Consider the following 25,009-nt stretch of genomic DNA (forward strand, 5'->3'; position numbering starts at 1 on the left):
GCAATTATATAACAATAAAAATAAAAGAGGCATTTATGACCAAATTGCTTGGCGGCTGGAGTCAAACTTTGGCCCTTAATCCGCGCGATGAATTTGACTTCATGATGTATGGGATGGTGACAAACCTGGATGGGTTGACCACCGGCACCGCCGCCTACCCTGGCTGGAGCCCTGAAAGGGAAACCAGGCCCTCCGCGAACCCGAATTTCAAAGGCAAAACACTCTGGTCCTATGGTGGGGGTGGATGCGCGCCTCAGCAGAAGCCTTCCAATATGGAAGATGTGAACCGCATTGTTGCTGCGACAAAAAATAAATCATGGGATGGTGTGGATTTCGATGATGAGTGCAACATGAATGTGCCGCTCGTTATCGAGACCATGAAGCAACTCAAAGAGGAAGATAGAGAAACAAGCTTCGGATTTATCGCAGGTTACATTTATAACCATCCCAATACAGCGGATGGAAAAAAATTGAATGAGAAAATAACCTCCATCATCAAATCCGGCCAATGTGATCGACTTATACATTATTGTTACGCGGATGCGATGTGGAATGATAATGATATCAAGAACAACGTGCAGCAGGCCGCGAAAAGAAGTATTTCCAACGGAATGGATGCAAATAAAATCATCCTCGCCCTGACAACCAACGGCCTCACAAACTGGAATTTAAATTATTTTCTGGATCAGGTGATTGATTTGGATTTGGGCGGTCTGTTCATATGGCGTTACGACGAAATCTCGCAAAACCATTATGACATCATTAAGTCGAGACTGGGCAAATAATATATCCCGCTAAAAGCCTCGTCATCCAGTAAAGAGGTGCTTGATTGGCAGCCAGTTTCCGGTCGAACCCGGACTGGCTGCTTTCATGAAAGCGCCACCCGTTGACTCTCCTGCCAACGCGCTTCCCGAAATTCCCGTTCGAAGCCATCCGACATTTTTTAAGATAAAATTTTGGGTAAGATTGATATAATCGAAATGCTTAAAAAAGCTCCTTCGCCAATCGAACATCGGTAATCGATTGAGCGGTAAATAAAAAAAATAAAAGAGGTGCCTATGAGTAAGCTTCTCGGTGGTTGGAGCATGTCTCTGACCCGCGACCCGCTTAATGAATTCGATTACATGATGTATGGTATGGTGACGAACCTGGACGGGCTCACGACGGGCACGGCCAGTCGTCCGGGTTGGAGCCCTGAAAAATCGGCGAAACCGCAAGGTGCCCCCGGATTTAAGGGGCAGACATTGTGGGTCTATGGTGGTGGCGGGTGTTCCCCGCAGGAAAAACCTTCCGATATCAATGATGTCTCCCGCATTGTGGCCGCCACAGTTGATAAAAACTGGGATGGCGTTGATTTTGATGATGAATGCAACATGAATATGTGTCTCGTCATCGAAGCCATGAAGCAGTTGAAGGAACATAAAAAAGAAACCAGTTTCGGCTTCATCGCAGGATATAGTTACAATCATCCCACCACGGCCAGCGGCAAAAAGCTGAATCAGAAAGTTTCCTCGATTATCGCATCGGGCCAGTGCAACCGCCTTATCCATTATTGTTACGCCGCTGCGATGTGGAACAAGGACGACATCCTTGGCAATGTCAGACAGGCGCTGGAGCGCAGTCTTGCTTTCGGGATCGAAAAGGAGAAGGTCATTCTGGCGCTGACATCGAGGGGATTGACCGACTGGAATCTGAATTATTTTCTGGATCAGGTCATTGATCTTGATATCGGGGGTTTGTTCATCTGGCGGTATGACCAGCTCTCGGCAGATCATCTCCAGATTATCCGCAACCGATTGGGCAAATAAACCGTTCAATTGGTAGGATTTCCGTCGGTCTTCGAGGTAAATCCGGCAGCCAGCTTATCTCAATGATCGAGCTGGCTGCCCTTCTGACCCCGAAATGCCATGAGGCTCTCCGAATTTCGGGGGTGAGATTGCCGCAGTTAGAAGCCTTCGCGATGGCGTGCTCATTCGATTGTTCAGGAAAAACACTGTGAAGGCCACGCTGTTCACAACATGTCGATTAAACCCCTCCAAACCGATATTTTTAGGTCTTTCCTTCTCTAAAGAGGTCATCAACGCCGTCTTGCCGCCTGAAATGAGAGCGCTCGCGTAAAATCATCATTTCGCAGTTTTCTGGATGCCTGCAAGCAAACCCGATCTGCCGGAATACTTCTCTTTTTTTCACATGCGTCAGAAAAGAGGTCAATGTGACGCTGCGATCATGTCCTTGCAGTTGCAACGCCGCCAGGTGGCGCGCAGGATGCAATGGGTCCACGGCGTCATGGATGATAAAACCTGTCTCGGCGCACGTCTTTCCCACGCGACGTCCTGCGCTCAGTCTGCCAAGGAGCGTTCGCTTCCGCGTGGCTCAGTCCCTCTGAACACGATCTGACCGCGCTCCTCGGACCCACAGACACCGGCAAAACCCGATCAAGGAAAGTCTCGACCACTAAAGAGGCAGATCAGTGAGCAGGCAGGGCCCTTCGCCGCCCTGCGTCATTGGCAAAGAAACGTCGGTTCGACGCGTGCCGGCGCTTTGCCTTGACCCGGTGATGCTGCTCGGGGACGGTCAATTCACGATGGAAGACTGTGATTCGGTCAGATTACCGGATCAATCACAACGTGCGGTCATAATACCGAGCGTCTTTAAACGCCGCGAAATGGCTTTTTATCGGGCTTTCAAGCCGGAAAGTCGATGTCGACATGGCGGCGGGAATGCCACATGTTTCGCTGTAAAACGGTCAAATTACCGGATCAGCTCTTGCATATCGGTCGGTGAAGCGATTATTTGCCTGTTGGAAAATCACATTTACCGCCCGATTGCGACGTTCAAACGTCGCTATCGCCTAAAGGCGATCTGCTCGGCTCATTGATCGGAGAAGTTTATGGCCTATGTGGTCACTGAAAACTGCATTCGCTGCAAATATACGGATTGCGTTGAAGTCTGTCCCGTGGATTGCTTTTACGCAGGCGAGAATTTCCTCGTCATCAATCCCGATGAATGCATTGATTGCGGCGTTTGTGAGCCCGAATGCCCTGCCGAGGCGATTGTCCCTGATAGTGACGGCAATGCGTCAGCCTGGCTTGAGATCAACACCAAATATGCCGCAGTCTGGCCGAATATGACGCGCAAAATCGCGCCCATGCCGGATGCGGATGAGTGGAACAATAAACCGGGTAAGGCCGACATGCTCTCGCCCGAGCCGCATAAGGACTGAATTTCTTTTCCCGACCCTTTTAAAGGCCCGCCGATATTAGCTGTTTTGCAGCCTTATCAGCGGGCTTTATTTTTGCACGCCGTCTGGTGCGCTTTATCCCCGAAATGCCGTGCCGGACTTGCTCTCGCGACAGGGATGCGAGCCCCCTTCCGCACTTTCCTCGCTGAAACATTCTCACGATGCAAAGTAGCGTTGGCCGCGATAAAAGCGCCCGGGCAAAAAAAAGCCGACGGCGTGAACCGTCGGCTTTAGCTTTTCACAGCATGAGAACATGCCGCAAATTTCGGTAGGTCAACGCGACATCATGTTAACAGCGACGTCGTGCATGATGAAAATCGTCCCACCGATAAAGAAAATCAGACACATGATCGCGAAAAGAAACGAGACCGTGTTCCATGTCTGGCTGGAGCTTCCATTCATGTGGAGGAAAAACACCACATGGACGAAAACCTGGATAGCGGCGAGCGCGGCGATGATGGCCACCGTCGCGACGGGCGATAACTGGTGCATCATGACCGCAGCGAAGGCCGCGACGGTCAGGATGGCAGCAAGGATGAAGCCCACGATGTAAGAGGCAAAAGTGCCGTGAGACTCACCTTCCGCCGTATGGATATGTGCATTGCTCATCAGACTACACTCATCAGATAGACAAAGGTGAACACGCAGATCCAGACAATGTCGAGAAAGTGCCAGAAAAGGCTCAGGCACTGAAGCTTGCCCAGATAACGCGTCGTGAAAGCCTGCGCGCTGAAAGACTGGATGATCATCACGATGATCCAGATCAACCCGAAAGTCACGTGCAGGCCATGGGTCGCTACCAGCGTGAAGAAGGCGGAGAGGAACGCGCTGCGGTCAGGACCCGCGCCATTCGCAATCAGCTCCATGAATTCACGCACTTCAAGGAAGATAAACCCGGCACCCAGGAGAGCTGTGATGACGAGCCATGAAACCAGCCCGAAACGGTTTTTGGCATGCGCACATAAAGCGCCAAACCCGAAGGTGATGGAGCTCAGCAGGAGGAGCGCCGTCTCAATCCCGACACCTGTCAGATTGAAAAGCTCATGCCCGGTGGGCCCTCCAGCAAATGCATTCCGCATGACCGCGAATGAGGCGAAGAGCGTGCCGAAAAGCACGCAATCCGTCATAATGTAGATCCAGAACCCGAAGACAACAGGCGAGCTGTGGCCTTCATGCTCATGCGCCGCGTGGTGCGGCGAAGCTATTTCAGATGACATGATTTAACTCTCCCCGTGAGCTGCTGTGAGCGAGCGGGTATATGCTTCCTGATCACGTTCAATCTCGCTGACAGGGACATAGTAATCCACATCGGTCTGGAAGCTGCGCACGATCACCGTAGCGATGATGGCGAGCAGACTGACCGCAACCAGCCAGAAGATGCTCCAGACAAAGGCGAAGCCGAAGATCGCTGCAAACACACCGATGACAAAGCCGGAAGCCGTGTTTTTCGGCATATGGATCGGGACGATGGGTTTGAACTCAATCGTGCGACGACCGCTTTGCTTTTCGGCATGATAAGTGTCGATGCCGTAAATTTCCGGCTCAACCGCGAAGTTATAGGCGGGCGGCGGAGACGACACGGACCACTCAAGCGTACGTCCACCCCATGGGTCACCCGTGTAATCGATATTTTCCGGCTTGTTGCGGTCACGTATGGAGACATAGATCTGCACAAGCTGGGAAACAACGCCACAGGCGATCAGGGCTGCACCGAAAGCCGCGATCAGCATCTGAACATGCCAGTCAGGATTGTCATAATGGTTCAGACGGCGCGTCATCCCCTCAAAGCCCGCAATATAAAGCGGCACGAAGGCGAAGAAGAACCCGAAGAACCAGAACCAGAACGCGGCCTTGCCCCAGCTGGCATTCAGTTTGAAACCGAAGACCTTCGGGAACCAGAAGTTCATGCCGGCAACATAGCCGAAATAAACACCGCCTATAATCACGTTATGAAAATGCGCAACCAGGAAGAGCGAGTTGTGCAGGATGAAATCCGCTGCCGGCATGGCCAGCATGACACCCGTCATACCACCGATTGAGAAGACGACAACAAAGCCCAGCACCCAGTACATGGTGACGTCGAAATGGATGCGACCCTTATACATGGTGAACATCCAGTTGAAGATCTTCACACCCGTTGGCACCGCGATGATCATCGTCGCCACACCGAAGAAGGCATTGACGTTCGGACCGGCACCCATCGTGAAGAAGTGATGCGCCCAGACGATGAAGGAAAGAAATCCAATCGCAACCGTGGCCCAGACCATCACACGATAACCAAAGAGCGGCTTGCGCGAGAAGGTCGAGACGATTTCAGAATAAATACCGAAAGCGGGCAGAACCAGGATGTAAACCTCAGGATGGCCCCAGGTCCAGATCAGACTGACATAAAGCTGCGGACTGCCGCCCCCGTCATTGGTGAAGAAATGCATACCCAGATAACGGTCGAGCGTAAGCTCGGCAAGCGCGATGGTCAGCACAGGGAAAGTCGCGAGCACGAGGATCATCGTGACCAGCACCGTCCAGGTGAAGACAGGCATCTGCATCATGCCCATGCCGGGCGCGCGCATCTTGATGATGGTGGTAAAGAAGTTCACCCCCGTCATTAAGGTGGCCACACCGGATATCTGGATCGCCCAGATATAATAATCCACACCGACCCCGGGGCTGAACTGCGCCTCTGAAAGCGGGGGATAGATCACCCAGCCACATTGCGCGAATTCACCGATGAACAATGAGATGTTGATCAACACCGCACTGATGGTCGTCAGCCAGAAACTGAGCGAGTTGAGGAACGGGAAAGCCACATCGCGCGCGCCGATCTGGAGCGGCACGATGATATTGACCAGCCCCACCATGAAGGCCATCGCCATGAAGAAAATCATGATCGTGCCATGCGCGGTGAAGATCTGGTCATAATGATGTGGCGGTAGGTAACCCGGATTGCCCTTGTAAGCCAGGGCGAGCTGGGAGCGCATCATCACCGCATCCGCAAAACCGCGGAACAGCATGACGAGGGCCAGGACGATATACATCACGCCCAGACGTTTATGGTCGACCGAGGTCAGCCACTCACGCCAGAGATACCCCCATTTGCCGAACCAGGTAATCAGACCCAGCACCAGCACGCCGACGATCACAACGCCTGAGAACGTGCCCACCAGAATGGGCACGTCGAGAGGTATTGCCGATAAGCTTAATTTTCCTAACATAGCCCTTATTCCTTCATCTGCGCTTCAGACGGTGCGGGCTGCATGTGCATCATCTGACCCGTCGATTTATTCATGACCATACCGTTATTATATTTGGCCACGATGCCATCGAAGAGGCTTGGTTGCACACGCCCGTAATAAGTGACCGGCGCAGCCTGCTGCGGTGCTGCCACATCCGGGTACGTGCTGCTGTCCAGCGCGTTGGGAGACTGCTTGACCTTCTCGACCCAGGCGTCGAAATCACCGTCATTCATGGCGAGGGCGCGGAAACGCATATCCGAGAAACCCGCACCCGTATAGTTGGAGGCCTGCCCGAGATAATCCCCCGGCGCATCGGCCAGAAGGTGCAACTGCGTCTGCATACCCGCCATGGCATAAACCTGTGACCCCAGCCTCGGGATGAAGAATGACGTCATCACAGCATCCGATGTGATCAGGAAGTTGATCGGACGATCCACCGGAATGGCAAGCTGATTGATGGCTGCAACACCCTGATCAGGGTAGATGAAGAGCCACTTCCAATCGAGCGCGACGACTTCAACATTAAGCGGTTTGCGTGAGGGATCAGAGGCTGTCAGCTTGCGATACGGGTCGTAATAATAGCTGCTCCAGACGCAGACAACACCGAGAATGAGGATGACAACCGCCGGAATTCCCCAGACGAAACACTCAATTTTCGTTGAGTGGTCCCAGGTCGGTAGATACTCTGCCTTGGTGTTCGACTCGCGATACTTCCACGCGAAGAAGAGTGTCATGATGATGACCGGTATAATGATGCAGAGCATCACACCCATTTCAAGCAACATGACGTCACGGTTCCCGCGGCCGACAGGGCCTCGCGGGTCGAGAAGATCAAGCGTACAGCCTGATAACAAAAGCGCCGGAATTAGCGGCATCAACCGCTTGAATTTCGGCAAGATTTCCTTGGTCATTGTTTGCCCCGTTTGTTGAAGCGACCGTCAAACCGCCTAACATTCTGACAAGGCATTATTTGGAAATCGCAACCCGACTCACCAAAAAATTCCCATCGTTGAGAGAATGACATATTGATCTGCTCTCTTCCCGACCGGCTTTTCCACCTCTGGCCAAAACCCGGATTGCGAGCCGAAAAACCGCGATCCCTGTATGGGACCATGATGAATCGGCGACCGTGTCTCATGACCAGACTGCGCTTTGCGGCGTTAAGCCCCTGCCAAAATGCTTCACTTCGAAGGACCTACCCGCTCTTACCGGAAAGCGCACCGGTAAGGTGAATAACGTCCTGCCACGCCGGACCTCGTGTCCTGGCTATGGCTATGTGTTAGATCTGTAACGCTCGATTTTGCAAGCATTACGAAACAAGGCGAAAATGTGTCCTGCACACGTAAATGTCAACGGAAAGCTGAATTCCGGCGTTTTCGCGCAATTTTTCAAGATGATTTAAATCAAATGGCAGAATTTTTTTCAGCATGTCATGTAAATCGGCAACGATAAAAGGACCGCACCCGTCCTCTTAAAAAAACGCGGCCCTTTAAGGCCGCGCTCCGCTGTCGAAATATTACGGGATGTTAATTCTGCTGCAATCTATTGGCGACGCACGCCAATGAATTGTAAGAGAAAGACAAAGAGGTTCACGAAATTCAGGTAAAGTGACAGAGCATCATAAACGCTATATTTACCCAGCTCAGCAGCGCCGGAATATTGCGTGTAATAAGCGTAAGTCGCCCGGATGCGTTGGGTGTCGTACGCCGTTAACAAGGTGAAAATCAGCACACCCGCGACATTGATCCCGAAAGTCAGGCCCGAGCTATGGATGAAGATTTGCGCAATCGATGCGAGGATCAGACCGACCAGTCCCATAAAAAGGAATGACCCCATCGAGGCCAGGCTGCGCCGTGTCGTGTAACCCCAGAGCGACATGGCAAGGAATGTCACAGCACTGATCGCGAAAGCGCGCGCGATTGAGCCCCCCTCATATCGAAGCAGGATGCTCGACAGACAGGCCCCCATGGAGGCGCTGTAAACGATGAAAAGCGTCTGCACCGTCTCGCGAGAGAATCGGTTAACGCCCGCTGAAAGCACAAAAACAAAGATGAGCGGTAGAAAGACAACGGCCCAACCCAGAAGTGTGGGCGAGGTGACGATCTGCCCGTCAACCTGCATGGCGGTTGCGTAGAAATAATCGCGCACCGGCGTTTCAGCGATAAGATAGGCGACGGCGGCTGAAATCAGCAATCCGAAACCCATCCAATTGTAAATACGCAACATATAGGCGCGGAGGCCGTTATCCATCACGTCCGCGCTGCTGACCCCAACCCCTGATACAGGGCCTCCGGATCCATTGGGTATGAAAGCCATGATATCCTTTCCTGGAACCAGTCACATCTGGTTGATCATACTAGAATGTGGCATCTTCCATGCAATAATCAAGTCTTAGCTGTAAGTCCTTCCGCCATGGAAAGCTTAAACTGATTATGCGCCCCCCTTCCTACCTGAAAAATCACGCTCAACCTCGGCGAAGAGAGAGTACGGCAAATGAGACTGACTGTCGCAATCCCCGCAGATCTCGCGCTTCAACGAAGCCTTTCCTCTTTTCACGCCAGCGCGCCGCATATTGAATGGGTCGAGGCGAATCAGTGCTTCCTCACAGTGCGGGAACTGGGCACCATCACAGATATTGATGTGCTTGATGCGCTTGACCTCGAATTGTTGCGCATTGCACCGCGCGGCCTGGAGGTCAATTTCACCGGATTGACGATCGAACCTCAAGGATTAACGGACGCCATCTATTTAGAGGTTGCGCCTGATGACGCCCTTTCGAACTTCCGCACCAAAATTGAGAATGCGACGCGGCGCAGCGGGCACAGGCTTGAAAAACGCCGTTATCGTCCGCGTCTCCGTTTGGGCCAGGCGAGAACCTCCCTCCGCGCCCAAACCATTCTCTGGACTCAGAAGATGAATCTCGACATTTGCGGCATGATGCATGTTGATCGCTTCTGCCTTCTTGAAATGCGCGGCGATGCCAGTCAGCTATGGTGGGAGAAATGTGAGGATTATCCGCTCAGCCACCATCACGCCCCGATAGCAGCCTGGAAGGCACCGCATTTATAGGCGCCCGAGGTCAGGAGGCGCCGGTATCCTCACGCGTCTGGTGCGCGGCATGATCCCGTTTGCCACTATAGGCGAACCGCGTTTCAACATGGAAGAAATTGCGCATCGAGGGACGTCGACGCGTACGGGCCGTATGGTGCGACATGATTTCATGCAGGGCCGATTGCCAGCTCTCGGGTGGACTGCAGCATAACCCCGCCTCCCGCCCGGCATCATCGAAAATCGTCAGGCCGATATCTTCGTAGATCGCGCGGAACTGATCGGTTACGCTCACAAAACAAGGTTGACATGACCGCTCAAAAGCCAGGTCACGCAAACGCCAGATGGCAGCGGTGCCAGCCTCAACGTCTCCCGCCGGGTCGCCAATACCGATCACGAATTCGCGCGACTGGAAAAATGGCAACGCGGCTTTTCGGTCTTCCGTGATAAGCAGGCCGTGTGGACGCCAATGCGCGACTTGGAGGGAGGCGCGGTCAAAGGTGAAGTAACTTGTATGCGTGTCCGGTGACCAGGGCGCGACCACCGTCAGCGTGCGGCTGAAGATACGGCTGACGGCAAACAGCCCCAACAGGGCCGAGATCGCGACAATCCATCGCAATTGGCGTGCATCCGGGTCAAAAATCAGGCGCTGCCACCAATTATGGCCCAGCGTTTGATGAAGCGCGATAGGAGCCAACAAGGCGACGCTCAAAATCCAGACGGAGACCGGGCCGATGAGGGAGAGGGAAAGCGGCTCCACCACAAGGCGGGAGCGTCGATAATAACAGGCCCGGAAAGGCGCGATCGATAAGATAATGAGCATGACGGCCAGGGGCAGAGGCATAGCCGCCTCCCGCACAACCAGCAGCGGCAGGGTGATCGTCAGGAGAAGCATGGCGGCCTTCCAAGCCACGGTCACGCGCTGGACGAGCCCCACCGCCACCCCGATCAGGCAGACGCCGATCACGCTCAGCGCGACCTCCGCAAATTGCAGCGTCAAAAGGCCGAAGCGCGGTGCGAGGATATGGACCGGCACAGCGACAGCGTAAAAAAGGAGGGCGACGCCCGTCCCTGACACAAGTCCGGTCGAGACCGCGACTGAAAAATCGGCTTCGGACTCCCGGATGGCCAGGCTGGGGCGGCGCACGCGCCAGGTTTCAAGGCTTTTCTTCCGCCGGGTCAGTAAGGCCGCGTCACTGCGCAGGAAGAGTTCATGCGTCGCGAACATGATCCCCGCGAGGACGAGCGGCACGATGTAATAGAACAGGCGGAATACCAGAATAATGCCGAGCACTTGTGAAGGCGGCAACCAGCGCGTCAGGGCATAGAGCATCGCGCCATCGAACACGCCCAGCCCGCCCGGAACGGAGGCCGCAAGGCCGAGCGTGTAGGAAGCAACGTAAATTGACAGGAACGTGCCGAAGCCCGGGCCGCCACCGGATGGCAGCAGCACGTAGGCGATCAGCGCTGTGGCTGTCATATCGGCTGCGCTGACAAAAACCTGCATGACCGCGATTTCGGGCCGTGGGATTTCGATTGAGAAATTGAAAAGCCGGATCTCACGCAGGCGGAAGGAAACGCCGATATAAAGGAGGACAATAAGCCAGCCGCACGCCCCGATGATCTGCGCCGCAATCGGCGGCAGATGCCTCAAAATCGGGATGTAATCCGGCTCCCAGATGAAGATGCCGCTGATGAGGGCCGTCGCCCCCAGAAGATAGGTTGTCGAGCAGAAAGCGATGATATGGGCGACGCCACCGGTCGGGATGCCCCAGTTTCGATAAAGGCGAAACCGGACAGCCGCGCCGGAGACCGCTGCCAGACCGAGATTATGCGACAGAACGTAAGAGCAGAATGCCGCGAAAGCCGCCCGGCGAAAGCTCTGCCGCATTTTGATATGGACGCAGGCCAGCCAGTCATAAAAAGAGAGAATGAAATAAGATAGAAACGTCGCCAGCCCCGCCAGAAGAAGAGACTGAAGCGGGATCGCATCAATGCTGCGGCGTATGTCCTGATAAGAGAGGCTTCTCAGCTCCCTCTGGATCACGATGATGGATGCGATCAGCAGGATGGCGCCGATCAGCGCCGGTGCCCGTGTCAAAATCCTTCTCATAGGGGTTCGAGATGGGGCGGGTTCGATCATCGGGAAAGCCGCGTCGTGTCCAGCATGAGAACGGCGATCTCTGGCCTCAGGCGTCCGGCACGGCGGATGCTGCCGATGGGGGCCGTGCAAGCGCCTCCTCTATCAGCGCGACCGTCTCTTTAAGCCCGAGTAACGCCGCAAAAATGCCGAAACGCGGCCCCTCCGTCTGTCCGAGGAGAACCTCATAGAGACAGCCGAACCATGCTCTGAGCGGGGTGAATTGATGACGCTTGCCCACCTCAAAGACGATATCCTGGACTTGAACCGGGGAAAAGGCCGGGTCTGCCTTTGCAAGTTCGGTTGCGAGATCCTGCAATGCCTGACGCTCCTGCTCTGACGGTTGCCTGAAACGTTTATCCGGTTTCACGAAGTCCCGATAATACGCCAGGGCATAGCCGACTAAACGGTCAACATAGGGATGCGTTTCCGGAGAAAGCGTGGCGTCATAACGCTGGATGAATTTCCAGAGCGGGGCCGGCGCGTCGACATTGGCGACGGAGGCAAGATTGAGCAATGCCGCGAAAGATAAGGGGCTGAGCGTATCCCGGCCCGCTTTGCCCCTCTGAATAAACCATGCCGGGTTAGCGGGGCGCGTCTCCTCCGGTTGCTCCAGCAATTTCTCGGCATTGGCCAGATATTCATCCATGGCCCTCGGGATCACATCGAAGAACAGGCGTTTCGCGCGAGTGGGCTGATTGAACATATATTGCGAGAGGCTCTCCGGCGGCGCGTAACGCAACCATTCCTCAATCGACAGGCCATTCCCTTTTGACTTGCTGATTTTCTGAGCATTTTGGTCCAGAAACAGTTCATAAGTCAGTGTCTGGGGCGGCTGGCGGCCAAGTATGCGACAGATCTTGCTGGAGAGTTTGACGCTGTCGATCAGATCCTTGCCGGACATTTCATAATCCACGCCGAGCGCATACCAGCGCATGGCCCAATCGGCCTTCCACTGCATTTTTGCCCCGCCACCCAGCACGGAGGTTTCGAAATTCCGGCCCGTCTCGGGGTCTTTCCATGTCACTGTGGCAGCATCGGCATCAACGCCCAGGATAGGCACCTGCATCACATGCCCGGCCTCCGGATGGATCGGCAGAACGGGGGAGTAGGTTGCGCGCCGCTCCTGCCCCAATGTCGGCGCGATGGTCGCCACGACCTCATCATGCACTTCCAGCATACGGCGCAAGGCCGCATCGAAACGGCCCTCCGTGTAATATATGGTCGCGGACGCGAATTCATATTCAAAACCGAAACGATCCAGAAAGGCGCAGAGCATCGCATTATTATGCGCCGCGAAACTCTCATATTTTCCGAAAGGATCAGGAATGCGGGAAAGGGGCAGGCCCAGATGCGCCTGAAGCATTTCCTGCTGCGGGACATTGCCCGGCACTTTGCGCAGCGCATCCATATCGTCCGAAAAAGTCAGGATTTTCGCCTGCCGACCGGTCATGAACTCGTAAGCAAGCTTTACCCAACTTGTCCGCGCCACCTCCCCGAATGTGCCGATATGCGGCAGGCCGGATGGCCCGTAGCCTGTCTCCAGCAAAGCCGGTTTATCTGCCGGAACGTTTTGCAGATGTTTGACGAGCTTGCGGGCCTCGTCACACGGCCATGTCTTGAGATCAGGATGGAAATCGGAATTTTGCATATGAGGTCGCGATACAGTGCTGGTTACCGTGCGAAACCTAGAAACACTCATCGCAGCGGTCAAGCGGACACATGAAACATTGCTGGGCGCGTGGCGCAAGCTACGCTACTGTATCACCAATGTCACAACCCTCCCCCGCCTTTCTGAAGCACGGTCCGGCTTTTCTCATCACGCTGGATGGCGCCTCCCTGTTGACACAGGACGGCAAGCTGCTTGCGCTATCCCTGGCTGAGGCGCGGGATTTATGGGCGCGTGCCCCGTCCCCCATTGTCATTAACGGTGCTGTCACGGTCAGGCGACTGGGTTTGCGCGCCGTTGTGCCCCCTTATCCCTGGCGGGATGTGCTGGAGCTTTTCCTGTTCATCCATCCCACGACCAGTATCGCCCCGACACTTAAAGGGGTCTGCGATGCGCTGGATATTCCGCTTGAGGAGGGCACCGATGCGCGCATTCTCCTGACGATCACCGCGCGGCTGGAAGAGCAGCTCGCCAGCCTGCTTCAGTCGCCTGGCCGACGGGAGATTGGCGGCCTCATGCAGGTTCTGCACCGTCATCATTGGCCCTGGCGGCATGACCTGCAACATTTACTGGGTGATGTCGCCCTCTCAACCGTGGAGGACACGCTCCCGCTCAAAATCTGGCGTCGCCTCCCGAAATGGGAGGATGAGGCCCCGCCCCCACCCGCGGGCGCGCGGCCCGTCTCACGTGATGCGGCGCTGGACCGCCTGGCTGATATCATCGGCAAGGATGCGGAGACACGTCCGGCGCAGCGTGATTTCACGTCTGTCGCCTGCGAGGCTTTTCAACCGCGTGAGGCGCCCGGTATGCCGGAGCTTGTACTGGCCGAGGCCGGCACGGGCACCGGCAAAACGGCCGGCTACCTCGCCCCGGCATCCGTCTGGGCGGAGAAAAATGGCGGCACAGTGTGGGTCTCAACATACACGCGTCACCTTCAGAAGCAGATTGAGCGTGAACTCCATGCGCTTTTCCCGGATCGTGTCACGCGACGGCGCAAAATCGTCATTCGTAAAGGGCGGGAAAATTATCTTTGTCTTCTCAATTATGAAGACAGCGTCAATGTTTTCGCGGCCCGACCGGACAGATCCGCCGCACCTATGGGCATATTGCTCGCCCTGGTCGCGCGGTGGGCCTCAATGACGGAGGATGGGGATCTGATTGGCGGGGATCTCCCCGGATGGTTCTTCGATTTTTATGACCGCGCGACATTGCTAAGCATGGCTGACCGGCGCGGGGAGTGTATTTACAGCGCCTGCCCGCATTACCAGAGCTGCTTCGTTGAACATTCCATCCGCCGCGCCAAATCGGCGGAAATTGTGGTGGCCAATCATGCCCTCGTCATGGCGCAATCCGCGTGGGCGCTCCATGATGAGGAAACATTACCGGATGAGGATCAACCTCCGACACATTATGTTTTTGATGAGGGACATCACCTTCCCGACGCGGCGGACAGTGCTTTTTCCGTCGCCTTATCCGGTCTGGAAGCATCGGAGTTGCGACGCTGGCTTCTAGGGGCTGAAGGGGGACGCTCCCGCGCGCGTGGATTGCGCCGCCGACTGGAAGATCTGATCGCGCAAGATGCGTCTCTGGAACGGCATATCATGCATGTGATCACCGCCGCACAGGCTCTCCCTTCCCCCGGATGGCTGGATCGCCTTCAGACCGAACCACAGGCCCCGATTGAAGCCGCGGAGGCGACGGAGTTGTCTCTGGAGGTCAATCCTTCAGAGGCCTTCCTTCAGACGCTTCATCAGCAATTGCGCGCCCGCACGCAGCTCCACCCGCGGCAGGACCAGCTTGAATGTGACCTGCAACCGATTGATCCACGTCTTGATCTTCTGGCGCCACGCCTTCGCGAGGCTTTATGCGCCCTTAAAAAACCGCTGGAGCGTCTGGTGGGCGCTTTCATGGCGCAATTATCGGACCCGGACGACATATTGGAGGCGCCCCAGCGTATCCGTCTGGAAGCCGCCGCACGCGCGTTGAAAAGGCGTGCGATCTTCAGGCTGGACGCATGGATCGACCTGCTGACCGCCATCACGCCAGAAAAAGCGCCTTCGGATGATGATCGTTTTATCGATATCATCCGCAGTGAGGCCATCTCTCATCGCCGTTTCAGCGGCACACGCTTTGATATCGGCATTCATCGCCATTGGCGTGACCCCACCATCCCTTATGCCACCGTCATGCAGGCCTCGGCGCATGGTATCCTCGTGACATCCGCGACTTTGCGGGACCAGCCCGGCATGACGGAGATGTCCGAACATGATGTTTCAGGCAATGATCCGCCCCGACATGATATCTCTCTCGCCGGACGCGCCGCGCGCCCCTCTGACGCGGAGGCTTCCTGGCGCGCGGCGGAGCATATGATGGGCGCGAGCCACTTTCTGAAACCCGCAATGCGCGCCGCGATGATGAGCCCTTATGATTATCGGACGCAGACGCGCGCTTATATAGTGACGGATGTCTCACATCGTGAAATCGCGCAACTCGCAGCCGCTTTCGAGGCCCTTTTCACGGCGTCCCGCGGCGGTGCGCTCGGTCTCTTTACGGCGATCAGCCGCCTCCGCAGTGTCTATAAATATCTCGCACCGCGGCTGGAAAAACTGCGCCTCCCCCTTTTCGCGCAGCATGTCGACCAGATGGATAATGCGACCCTCGTCGATATTTTTCGGACGGAAATCGATAGCTGCCTTCTGGGGACGGATGCCATGCGGGACGGGATCGACATTAAAGGAAATGCCCTTCGCCTCGTCGTATTTGAAAAGACCCCGTGGCCGCGCCCCGATATTCTGCATCGTGAGAGGCGTCGCCATGCGGTGGAAACAGGTTTGGATGATTATGATGATCGCCTGACCCGGATGCGCATCCGGCAGGGTTTCGGGCGCCTCATAAGATCAAGCGCCGATAAAGGTGTTTTCGTAACGCTTGACCGCCAGTTTCCGTCGCGCCTGCTTTCCGCGTTCCCGGAAGGTGTGGTGGTTGAGCGCCTCGGTTTACGGGATGTCACCACCCGGATCAGCGATTTTCTCGCGGAAGCGACCGATTGACGGTTCTCAAAGTGCGATGACGAGTTGCGCGCCCGACACTACAAAAAAAACTGCCCCGCAAAAGCGAGGCAGTCTTTTTGTAACGCTGAATGACGCGGACTTAGAAGTCCATGTCGCCCATGCCACCCATGCCCGGGCCGCCCGCAGGGGCTGCTTTCTTCTCAGGACGTTCGGCAACCATGGCTTCCGTCGTGATCAGAAGACCGGCGATGGAGGCCGCATCCTGAAGCGCCGCACGGACGACCTTTGTCGGGTCGACGATACCCGCCTTGACAAGATCCTTGAATTCACCCGTCTGCGCATCGAAACCGTGCGTGTAATGGGAATTTTCAAGAACTTTGCCGGCAATGACGCCACCATCATGGCCCGCATTTTCCGCGATCTGCTTCAGAGGCACTTTCAGGGCGTCATGCACAACTTTGACACCGGCTTTCTGGTCTTCATTCTCAAGCTTGATGTGCTCAAGGACCGAAGCCGCACGCGCGAGAGCCGTGCCACCACCGGGAACAATACCTTCCTCAACCGCGGCGCGTGTCGCATGCAACGCGTCTTCCACGCGATCCTTGCGCTCCTTGACCTCGACTTCGGTGCTTCCACCGACGCGGATGACCGCGACACCGCCAGAGAGCTTCGCGAGACGCTCCTGCAGTTTCTCTTTGTCATAGTCGGAAGACGTTTCGGAAATCTGGCTCTTCAGTTGCAGGCAACGCTTCTCGATTTTCACCTTCTCGCCGACACCTTCGACGATCGTGGTGTTCTCTTTATCAATATGGACTTTCTTCGCGGTTCCGAGCGATGAAATCTCTACCGCTTCCAGCTTGATGCCGAGATCTTCGCTGATCACCTCAGCATTCGTCAGTGTCGCAATATCCTCAAGCATGGCGCGGCGGCGGTCACCAAAGCCAGGGGCCTTGACAGCTGCGATCTTGAGGCCACCACGGAGCTTGTTGACGACGAGGGTCGCCAGGGCTTCCCCATCAACATCCTCAGCAATGATCAGCAGCGGACGACCAGACTGCACGACCTTTTCAAGAAGGGGCAGCATCGGCTGAAGCGAAGAGATTTTCTTCTCATGGATCAGGATGTACGGATTTTCGAGGTCCGCCGTCATCTTCTCCGGATTTGTCACGAAATAGGGGGAGATGTAACCGCGATCGAACTGCATGCCTTCAACGACATCCAGTTCCGTATGCAGGCCCTTCGCTTCTTCCACGGTGATGACACCGGTAGAGCCGACTTTCTGCATCGCGTCGGAGATCATCTCTCCGATTTCGCCCTCACCATTCGCAGAAATCTTACCGACTTGCGCAGTCTCTTCTTTGGAAGAAATTTTGCTGCTTTTCTGCTTCAGCTCTTCAACGACAGCTTCGACCGCCTTGTCGATACCGCGTTTGAGGTCCATCGGGTTCATGCCCGCGGCGACAGCCTTGGCACCGTTTTTGATAATGGCCTGCGCCAGCACTGTTGCCGTTGTTGTGCCGTCACCCGCAATGTCATTGGTCTTGGAAGCGACTTCACGCACCATCTGAGCGCCCATATTCTCGAACTTGTCCGCAAGCTCGATATCTTTCGCGACAGAGACACCGTCCTTCGTGATGCGCGGTGCGCCGAAGCTCTTATCAAGGACAACGTTGCGGCCTTTAGGGCCCAAAGTCACTTTGACGGCATTAGCAAGAATATCGACACCACGAAGCAGGCGCTCACGCGCTTCACCGCCGAATTTTACGTCTTTGGCAGCCATAATAAATCTCCAGTTTTACAGTCAGGTTCAGTCAGATGAGGCCGCTCAGCTGATCACGCCCATAATGTCGCTTTCTTTCATGATCAGCAGCTCTTTGCCGTCAATCTTCACTTCCGTCCCGGACCATTTTCCGAAAAGGACGCGATCACCTTCCTTGACGTCCAGGGCGACGATCTGGCCCTGCTCATTGCGGGCACCCGGTCCTACCGAGATGACCACGCCTTCCATCGGTTTTTCCTTCGCCGTGTCGGGGATGATGATGCCGCCAGCGGTTTTTTCTTCACCATTAAGACGCTCGACCACCACACGGTCATGTAAAGGTCTGAATTTATTTACCATGGATCGCTCCAAAATTAGGGGTCGTGCCCTCGATTGATAAGCAGCACAACCGGTTTGCGCGCCCGCAAAGCCGCAGCGCGTTAGCACTCTCTTATCGGGAGTGCCAAACTAGATAAGGTTTAATTTTTTTTCCGTCAAGAGCTCGTAAGAAGGCGGTTAATCACCCGTGAAGCGATTGTCAGAGGCGCCGCAACGACCCACTGAAATGCCGCGTATCTTCCCTGTTCGGGCCTCCTGTCCAGACATGTTTCCGCCCTTGTTTTTTTTGCCCGTCAGAGGACAAATCACCGTGATAAACAAAGGATCACAAGCGGATTGCCGCTGGACGCTCCCCGCGACAAGGGTCTAAAAAGGCCGCATCGAGGGAGACAGTTTATGAGCAGAATTAAAACTTTAACGGCGTCGGACGGCCACCATCTCAGCGCCTATATCGCAGGCGATGCAGATGCGGAGCGCGCCATCGTCGTCATTCAGGAGGCTTTCGGCGTCACCCCTTATATACGTTCCGTTTGCGACCGGCTGGCGGAAATGGGTTACCACGCCATTGCCCCCGCGCTCTATGACCGTGTCGAGCGGGATCTGGTGCTCGCTTACGAAGGTGACGGACTCAAGCGCGCGCTTGAGACATATGCGTCCTGTGATCAGGCCGACGCCTTGCTGGATGTGACAGCCGCCGCCGACTATCTTCATCAGGCCGGGCACAAGCGCGTGGGCGCGATCGGCTTTTGCTGGGGCGGCCTCCTCTCCTGGCGCATGGCGACCCAAACGCAGAAATTGCAGGCGGCCGTCTCATGGTATGGTGGCGGCATCGCGGGGGAAAGCCATGCGGCACCTCATTGCCCGGTGCAACTCCATTTCGGGGGACAGGATGCGCATATCCCGCATACGGATATTCTGACAATCCGCCAGAACCAACCTGATCTTGAGCTATTCGTCTATGATCAGGCTGATCACGGTTTCGGCTGCTTTGATCGCAGCAGCTATAATGAGGATGCGGCCAGCCTGGCATGGCAGCGTTCCATGGATTTCCTCAGCCAACATATCTGACGCGCCGCCCACCCTTATTGCCGGAGCATAAGGGTGGGCCGATGACCGTCAAATCGGCTTCAGGAAACGGCTTCCGAACGTAGAACCCGCCCGGCGACAGCATCCAGCTTACGCACAAGCGTCGGGTCACGCTTATCAAGCGGCGTGATAATCGCGTGGTCCAGCGCGCGCTCGGCGCCGGAGGGACACAGGCCCCTCTTCTCACCGAGTTTCGGAATGACTCGCTGCAACAAGGTGCGGGCGGCGGCGGCGTTGTTTTTCATGACTTTCACGACATCCGTCACCGTCACGGAATCATGATCCTCATGCCAGCAATCATAATCCGTCACCATGGCGATGCTGGCATAGCACATTTCAGCCTCACGGATCAGCTTGGCCTCCGGCATGTTGGTCATGCCAATCACATCGCAGCCCCAGGATTGATAAAGCCTGCTTTCCGCATAAGTGGAAAATTGTGGCCCCTCCATCACAAGGTAGGTGCCGCCTCGGGTGATGGGCAATTGCAGGGCCGCGGCTTCCATCTCAATCACATCATTGATGCGCTGCGCTGTCGGATGGCCTAACCCGACATGGGCGACACAGCCTGTGCCGAAGAAGCTTTTCTTACGGGCGAATGTCCGGTCAATAAACTGATCCACAATGACGAATGAGCCGGGAGACAAGACCTCCCGAAGTGAACCGACCGCCGAAAGTGACAGCACATCAGTCACGCCGAGGCGCTTGAGAGCGTCAATATTGGCCCTGAAATTCAGTTCTGACGGCGGTATCCGGTGGTCACGCCCATGGCGCGGCAGGAATACGCATTGCACGCCGCCCAGCTCACCACATAATAATGCGTCGGAAGGCTGGCCCCACGGTGTCTCGATATTGCGCCAGCTTTTATTTTCAAGCCCGTCAATATCGTAGAGACCGGAACCACCAATGATTCCGATAACCGGTTGAATGATTTGAGATGAAGACATGGATCAATGCAGCCTTCCAGAAAATGTTGTAAGTCCGGACAACCGCGTTGCCGTTCTGCGCGGCGACCTGCCTGAATCTGCACCCTGTGCAGGGATGCTCAGCCGACTATATGTCACAGGTCAAACCCTACCCTCAAGAGCGCTGGCCCCGCGCTCTCGGAGACTTTGAGATGAGCCGCACAGAAAAAGATTTATCCCGTCCTGAATTTTTCCATGAGGTTCTACGGCCCGACATCGCGCATGATTCGTTCAAGGCGCGGGCGCAAACGTGGTTTGAAGCATTGCGGGACCAGATCTGTGCGTCCTACGAAGCAATTGAGGCTGAGGCCGTCGCCGCGGGAAGTCCCGTTCTGAACGACCGCGTCCACGCGGGGAAGTTCCATCGGGAAGGCTGGAAGCGACATGTCAGTGAAGGCGCCACCTTGAATGGCGGCGGCGTCATGTCCGTCATGCGGGGCCGGGTTTTTGAGAAAGTCGGCGTCAATATCTCCGCCGTCTGGGGCGAATTCTCACCGGAATTTCGTAATGCCATCCCCGGCGCGGATTCTGATCCTCGATTTTTCGCGACCGGTATTTCCCTCGTGGCGCATCCCTGTAACCCGCATGTTCCCGCTGCGCACTTCAATACGCGGCTCATCATCACCAGCGAGGGATGGTTTGGCGGGGGTGGAGACATCACGCCTATGTTCCCGGAAAGCGGGGCCGCGCAGGAAGATGCCGCCGCCTTCCATGAAGCGCTCAAAAGAGCGTGTGACACGCATGACGACACTTACTATCCGCGATTCAAAGCGTGGTGTGACCGTTATTTCTTCCTTCCGCACCGAAATGAACCACGCGGGCTTGGGGGGATTTTTTTCGATCACCATCGCACGGAAAATCCGGAGGATGATTTCGCCTTCACGCGGGATGTCGGCGCAGCCTTCGCCGAAATCTATCCTGTCCTCGTCCGGAAACGCATGATGACGCCCTGGACGGATCAGGATCGCGACGCACAATTGATCCGCCGGGGGCGTTACGTTGAGTTTAACCTGATCCATGACCGGGGGACGATTTTCGGCCTTAAAACGGGTGGTAACACCGAGGCTATTTTGATGAGTATGCCGCCAGAGGTGAAATGGCCCTGACGACAGGCCTAAGCAGAAAAGACGTCATCTTATTGTTTCGGGTCAAATATCGCCGTGGAACTCCGCGCCACCGTTAAAGTTTAAGGACATGGACGGCATGGATGTGTATAATAAAATTATATGAGTGAAAGCGCCAGAAATCACGCCGTACTCTCTCGACGTCGGCTTCTCTCCGCAATTTTAGGGTCTGCTTGTTTCGCGTCTTCTCGCGTGATGGGGCAGACGCCTTTGACCGGCGCGCCCAACCCCTCAGTTCCCCCAACCCGACTGATCGTCAGCGGCAATGAAGCGTCTGAAAGCGGGGCATTCGCGCGTCTCATCGCCCCGTCCCTTTCCAGCGGGCTGGGGATGCAGAGCGATCTTGATCTCGCTTTTGACCTTGGGCATGACGGTGTCACGGCGGCCAATCTTTTTGACAGAAACCCGCCGGAAGATAATCGTGAAATGGCGCTGGTCTCCAAGGGCTCAGCCGTCATTGCGTCATTATGCGACGATGCCCGCGTGCATTTTGATTATTCGCGCTGGATCAGCGTTCTGGCGGCGCAGCAAACGGTCATGACGATTGCGCGTGCGGAGCTTCATCGTTCATTCCGCGCGCGGGTATCGGGATTTCTGCACGATAAACCGTCGCGTGTGGCGGTTGCACAGCCCATCGGGGTGGAGCTGGCAACTGTGCTGGGGCTTTCCGTTCTCGGCCTGCACCCTTTGCCCGTTTCCGGCATTGTCAGCCAGAAGAAGGCGCTCGCCGCGCTCGCCAATAACGAGGTTGACGCGATTCAGCTTACCCTGACACATAAAGATGATTTCTCCATCCTGCATCAGCTTCCGGAAGGGATAGCCCCCCTCTTTTATGTCGGTGCTGACATGGTGGGCGTGCCCAGATTTGAAGAGACGTTTCGGCAGGCTTTCAGTCGGGCACCCGGGTCCACCCTTTATGCGGGCTGGCGCGCTTTGAGCGCTGCGGCCGCGACGCCGATCCTGATCGCACTTCCCATGCTGACATCACCTGTTTCCGTCGCACGCTGGCGATATGCGATCGGGTCCGTCATGGATAATGAGCAGGTCAAATCCTGGCTCGCCGCGCATGCGCTTCACCCCAGTACGGGCGTCGCCGCGTCCGGTGTCATGGCCAGTTTCACACCCGAATTACCCGCGTTACTGGCGCTTCGACGTTGGCTGAATATTAATCTTCCGCGCTGGCGACTTGGCCAGGAGACGAAGCGGTCTTTTTAACGGCGCGTCTCAGCGTTTGAAGACGCCCGGTTACGGCGATGTGCGTCCCCGGCGCCCTGCACGTAGCAGAATGCGGACAGCCCCTTTATTGGCCCGATGTGTGTAGACGACGCCAAGGATTAAAGGCCGAAGCTCCTGCCGCTCAAGCCAATGCGGCAGCTCACGGCGGAGAACTCCGCCCTCCCCGCCTCCACCAAGGCCGGTAATGACTTCGACATAACGAACCTCATCCCGATGCGACTGAATGAGGAAGTCATGAAGCGCGTGGAACGCTTTCTGCGCCGCAAAACCATGCAGATCCAATTTGCGTTGCGCCGCCTTTTTCCCTTTGAGCAATGCGCGCCAGGAGGTGTTGTCCAGCCCCGGCAAACGCGCGCCAATTTCGATTTTCGGCGTGGGCGCGGTTACGCGGCGCGGCGACCTGTCCTGACCTGGAGTAGCCTTTAAGCGCTGTCTCGATGGCGCACGCATGTTAGTGGGCAAGGCGCTTTCAGGCTGCGGCGCGGGAACAACCGGCTTTTTACGCGGCTTGCGACTTAATGACTTAAGTGGCGCGATGTCCCGGGTGAACATGTCCCATAATGTGCGCTCATCGGGCGCGAGCTCTCGTCGCCGCATGTAACAGCTCGCCTTTCCTCAATCGCCCTAAACCTGTCAGACCGATGGTTAAACGTCCAGTGCACGTCAATGTTCATCGACATCCGAATCCGCGGGACTGCGGAGGGGTGGGTTTTCAGGTGTTTCCTGAAGCGGCACACCCTGGAATTTCCCCGTCAGGGTTTTCAGGAAAGCGACGATGTCATCAATATCGCCCTGCGACAAGGTGCCGGCGGGTGTCTGATAGCGCACCATTTTCTTGACGGCGTCATCCAGCGTCGGCGCGCTTCCATCATGAAAATAGGGGGCTGTCAGCGCCACATTACGGAGGTTCGGCACTTTGAAACGATGATAGTCGCTCAATGCTTTGGTAAAGGATTGCCGACCAATATCCGCCTGGGTCAAAGGCGTATTGCGATCTGTGAAATAAGGCCCCTCCAGCCCCATCACCTCATAAGCGTCCCCGCCAAGGGCGACACCACTATGACAACCTGAGCAACCGACCTGCTTGAACAACGCATAACCGTGTTTCTCCTGCGTCGTGATCGCGTTATCGTCACCTTTCAAATAAAGGTCAAAGGGGCTATCAGGCGTGATAAGCGTGCGCTCATATTCCGCGATCGCATTAGTGATATTCCCCTTCGTTAGGGCGTCCGACCCGTAAATACGCTGAAAATCCGCGACATATTCCGGGTCGCTCTTCAATGTGGCGACCACCGTGTCCCAATCATGCGCGCCCATCTCGAGCGGATTGGTCACAGGCCCTGCCGCCTGTGCCGCGAGATCCACCGCGCGCCCATCCCAGAACTGCGCAATATTAAAGACTGCATTATAGACGGTCGGCGAATTAATTGGGCCTTTCTGCCCGTTAATGCCTGTCGCGGTTTTCAGATTATCGACGCCTGCTTTATCAAGGCCGTGGCAACTGGCGCAATTCAGCTTTCCATCACCGGAAAGACGCCGCTCAAAAAACAGCTTTTTGCCGAGCGCCGCGCGATCCCAATTGACCTGAATCTGCTCCGGGATGGGCTGGATGACTTCCTCCGCATGTTGCGGGGCGACATCCGGCGTGGCGTAATAATTGCGGCGTGTCTGACGTATCCAGGTCAGGATCGCAGCACGTTCCGAAGGCATGAGATAAGCGTGCCAGTGCATCAGCAGGAAAAGTGAGGGCGGCATACGGTTCTGCGTCACCACTTCCTCAATGCGCGATAATTGCTCCACCGAAGGGGGCAACCCGGCATCGAACGCCTTCAGGACCGGCTCATAACGGAAATGTCGGAGGCCCTGACGAAGGTCCTTCGCCATCAATTGCCGGGCAACCGGAATTTTAAAGTAAAATGGCAGTTGCGCATTTTCAGTGTGACAATAATCGCAGCGCGCGCCGCGCAATGCGTTGAATGCGGCCAGAGCAATCGGGTCTTTACGCGTGGCGCTTGAGGCGGATAATGGTGGCGCGGATGACCGGTCAAAATGGGTCAGCCAGGCAATGGTCACGCCGTAAGCGCCCAGCCCGATGACCCCAGCAAGTATGACAGATTGACGTATAAGCCGCGCTTTACCTCGTTTGACCGACATCCTAACT

General features: G+C 55.8%; 21 protein-coding genes. 8 read left to right on the top strand and 13 right to left on the bottom strand.

The window, feature by feature from the left end:
- Positions 1–35 precede the first annotated feature (35 nt).
- Both N5W20_RS04455 and N5W20_RS04460 read left to right on the top strand, forming a co-directional pair.
- A complete protein-coding gene (locus N5W20_RS04455; RefSeq protein ID WP_319807706.1) occupies positions 36–785 on the top strand; it encodes a hypothetical protein in 750 nt (249 codons plus the stop codon).
- A 273-nt stretch (positions 786–1,058) separates the two neighbouring features.
- A complete protein-coding gene (locus N5W20_RS04460) occupies positions 1,059–1,808 on the top strand; it encodes a hypothetical protein (RefSeq protein WP_319807707.1) in 750 nt (249 codons plus the stop codon).
- Between the two features lie 241 nt (positions 1,809–2,049).
- Here N5W20_RS04460 and N5W20_RS04465 read toward each other — a convergent pair whose 3' ends face one another.
- Positions 2,050–2,325, bottom strand: coding sequence for a hypothetical protein (locus N5W20_RS04465; protein ID WP_319807708.1), 276 nt, complete (start codon positions 2,323–2,325; stop codon positions 2,050–2,052).
- A gap of 565 nt (positions 2,326–2,890) precedes the next feature.
- On the opposite strand from N5W20_RS04465, the gene fdxA reads away from it, so the two are divergent.
- A complete protein-coding gene (gene fdxA / locus N5W20_RS04470; RefSeq protein ID WP_319807709.1) occupies positions 2,891–3,223 on the top strand; it encodes a ferredoxin FdxA in 333 nt (110 codons plus the stop codon).
- A gap of 291 nt (positions 3,224–3,514) precedes the next feature.
- On the opposite strand, the gene cyoD is transcribed toward fdxA, so the two are convergent.
- The 5 genes from cyoD to N5W20_RS04495 all read right to left on the bottom strand — a co-directional run bounded on the left by cyoD (position 3,515) and on the right by N5W20_RS04495 (position 8,790).
- The gene (gene cyoD / locus N5W20_RS04475; protein ID WP_319807710.1) at positions 3,515–3,850 is read right to left on the bottom strand and encodes a cytochrome o ubiquinol oxidase subunit IV; all 336 of its coding nucleotides are present in this window, start codon (positions 3,848–3,850) and stop codon (positions 3,515–3,517) included.
- The gene (gene cyoC / locus N5W20_RS04480; protein WP_319807711.1) at positions 3,850–4,458 is read right to left on the bottom strand and encodes a cytochrome o ubiquinol oxidase subunit III; all 609 of its coding nucleotides are present in this window, start codon (positions 4,456–4,458) and stop codon (positions 3,850–3,852) included. Before cyoC ends, cyoD begins: the two co-directional genes overlap by 1 nt.
- 3 nt (positions 4,459–4,461) lie before the next feature.
- Positions 4,462–6,453 carry a cytochrome o ubiquinol oxidase subunit I gene (cyoB, locus tag N5W20_RS04485; protein ID WP_319807712.1) on the bottom strand — a complete coding sequence of 664 codons (1,992 nt, stop codon included), beginning with the start codon at positions 6,451–6,453 and terminating at the stop codon, positions 4,462–4,464.
- A 5-nt stretch (positions 6,454–6,458) separates the two neighbouring features.
- A complete protein-coding gene (gene cyoA, locus N5W20_RS04490) occupies positions 6,459–7,385 on the bottom strand; it encodes a ubiquinol oxidase subunit II (protein ID WP_319807713.1) in 927 nt (308 codons plus the stop codon).
- 631 nt (positions 7,386–8,016) lie between these two features.
- Complete coding sequence (locus tag N5W20_RS04495) at positions 8,017–8,790, bottom strand: Bax inhibitor-1/YccA family protein (protein WP_319807714.1); 774 nt, start codon at positions 8,788–8,790, stop codon at positions 8,017–8,019.
- A 177-nt stretch (positions 8,791–8,967) separates the two neighbouring features.
- On the opposite strand from N5W20_RS04495, the gene N5W20_RS04500 reads away from it, so the two are divergent.
- On the top strand, positions 8,968–9,543 hold the full coding sequence (locus tag N5W20_RS04500; RefSeq protein WP_319807715.1) for a 2'-5' RNA ligase family protein: 576 nt from the start codon (positions 8,968–8,970) through the stop codon (positions 9,541–9,543).
- Between the two features lie 10 nt (positions 9,544–9,553).
- Here the strand turns inward: N5W20_RS04500 and N5W20_RS04505 are convergent, their stop codons facing one another.
- Together N5W20_RS04505 and N5W20_RS04510 are read right to left on the bottom strand one after the other, a co-directional pair.
- Positions 9,554–11,623, bottom strand: a complete 2,070-nt coding sequence (locus N5W20_RS04505) for a lysylphosphatidylglycerol synthase domain-containing protein (protein WP_319807716.1) — start codon at positions 11,621–11,623, stop codon at positions 9,554–9,556.
- 88 nt (positions 11,624–11,711) lie between these two features.
- Positions 11,712–13,313, bottom strand: coding sequence for a lysine--tRNA ligase (locus N5W20_RS04510; protein WP_319807717.1), 1,602 nt, complete (start codon positions 13,311–13,313; stop codon positions 11,712–11,714).
- 71 nt (positions 13,314–13,384) lie between these two features.
- Between N5W20_RS04510 and N5W20_RS04515 the strand changes: the two genes are divergently transcribed.
- On the top strand, positions 13,385–16,381 hold the full coding sequence (locus N5W20_RS04515) for an ATP-dependent DNA helicase (protein ID WP_319807718.1): 2,997 nt from the start codon (positions 13,385–13,387) through the stop codon (positions 16,379–16,381).
- A 100-nt stretch (positions 16,382–16,481) separates the two neighbouring features.
- Here N5W20_RS04515 and groL read toward each other — a convergent pair whose 3' ends face one another.
- Positions 16,482–18,122 (bottom strand): chaperonin GroEL, encoded by a 1,641-nt coding sequence (groL, locus tag N5W20_RS04520; RefSeq protein WP_319807719.1) that lies wholly within the window; start codon positions 18,120–18,122, stop codon positions 16,482–16,484.
- Between the two features lie 45 nt (positions 18,123–18,167).
- Entirely contained in the window at positions 18,168–18,461 is a 294-nt protein-coding gene (groES, locus tag N5W20_RS04525; protein WP_319807720.1) for a co-chaperone GroES, read from the bottom strand.
- A gap of 375 nt (positions 18,462–18,836) precedes the next feature.
- Between groES and N5W20_RS04530 the strand changes: the two genes are divergently transcribed.
- Positions 18,837–19,508, top strand: a complete 672-nt coding sequence (locus N5W20_RS04530) for a dienelactone hydrolase family protein (RefSeq protein ID WP_319807721.1) — start codon at positions 18,837–18,839, stop codon at positions 19,506–19,508.
- A 59-nt stretch (positions 19,509–19,567) separates the two neighbouring features.
- On the opposite strand, the gene N5W20_RS04535 is transcribed toward N5W20_RS04530, so the two are convergent.
- Positions 19,568–20,470, bottom strand: a complete 903-nt coding sequence (locus tag N5W20_RS04535; RefSeq protein ID WP_319807722.1) for an S-methyl-5'-thioadenosine phosphorylase — start codon at positions 20,468–20,470, stop codon at positions 19,568–19,570.
- Positions 20,471–20,640: 170 nt separating this feature from the next.
- On the opposite strand from N5W20_RS04535, the gene hemF reads away from it, so the two are divergent.
- Both hemF and N5W20_RS04545 read left to right on the top strand, forming a co-directional pair.
- Entirely contained in the window at positions 20,641–21,594 is a 954-nt protein-coding gene (gene hemF / locus N5W20_RS04540; protein ID WP_319807723.1) for an oxygen-dependent coproporphyrinogen oxidase, read from the top strand.
- 120 nt (positions 21,595–21,714) lie between these two features.
- On the top strand, positions 21,715–22,827 hold the full coding sequence (locus N5W20_RS04545; RefSeq protein ID WP_319807724.1) for a hypothetical protein: 1,113 nt from the start codon (positions 21,715–21,717) through the stop codon (positions 22,825–22,827).
- Positions 22,828–22,857: 30 nt separating this feature from the next.
- Here N5W20_RS04545 and N5W20_RS04550 read toward each other — a convergent pair whose 3' ends face one another.
- Both N5W20_RS04550 and N5W20_RS04555 read right to left on the bottom strand, forming a co-directional pair.
- Entirely contained in the window at positions 22,858–23,445 is a 588-nt protein-coding gene (locus tag N5W20_RS04550) for a Smr/MutS family protein (protein WP_319807725.1), read from the bottom strand.
- A 66-nt stretch (positions 23,446–23,511) separates the two neighbouring features.
- Complete coding sequence (locus N5W20_RS04555) at positions 23,512–25,002, bottom strand: cytochrome-c peroxidase (protein ID WP_319807726.1); 1,491 nt, start codon at positions 25,000–25,002, stop codon at positions 23,512–23,514.
- Positions 25,003–25,009 lie beyond the last annotated feature (7 nt).

Origin of the sequence: Candidatus Kirkpatrickella diaphorinae, assembly GCF_025736875.1 — a bacterium.
Lineage (GTDB): Bacteria > Pseudomonadota > Alphaproteobacteria > Acetobacterales > Acetobacteraceae > Sorlinia > Sorlinia diaphorinae.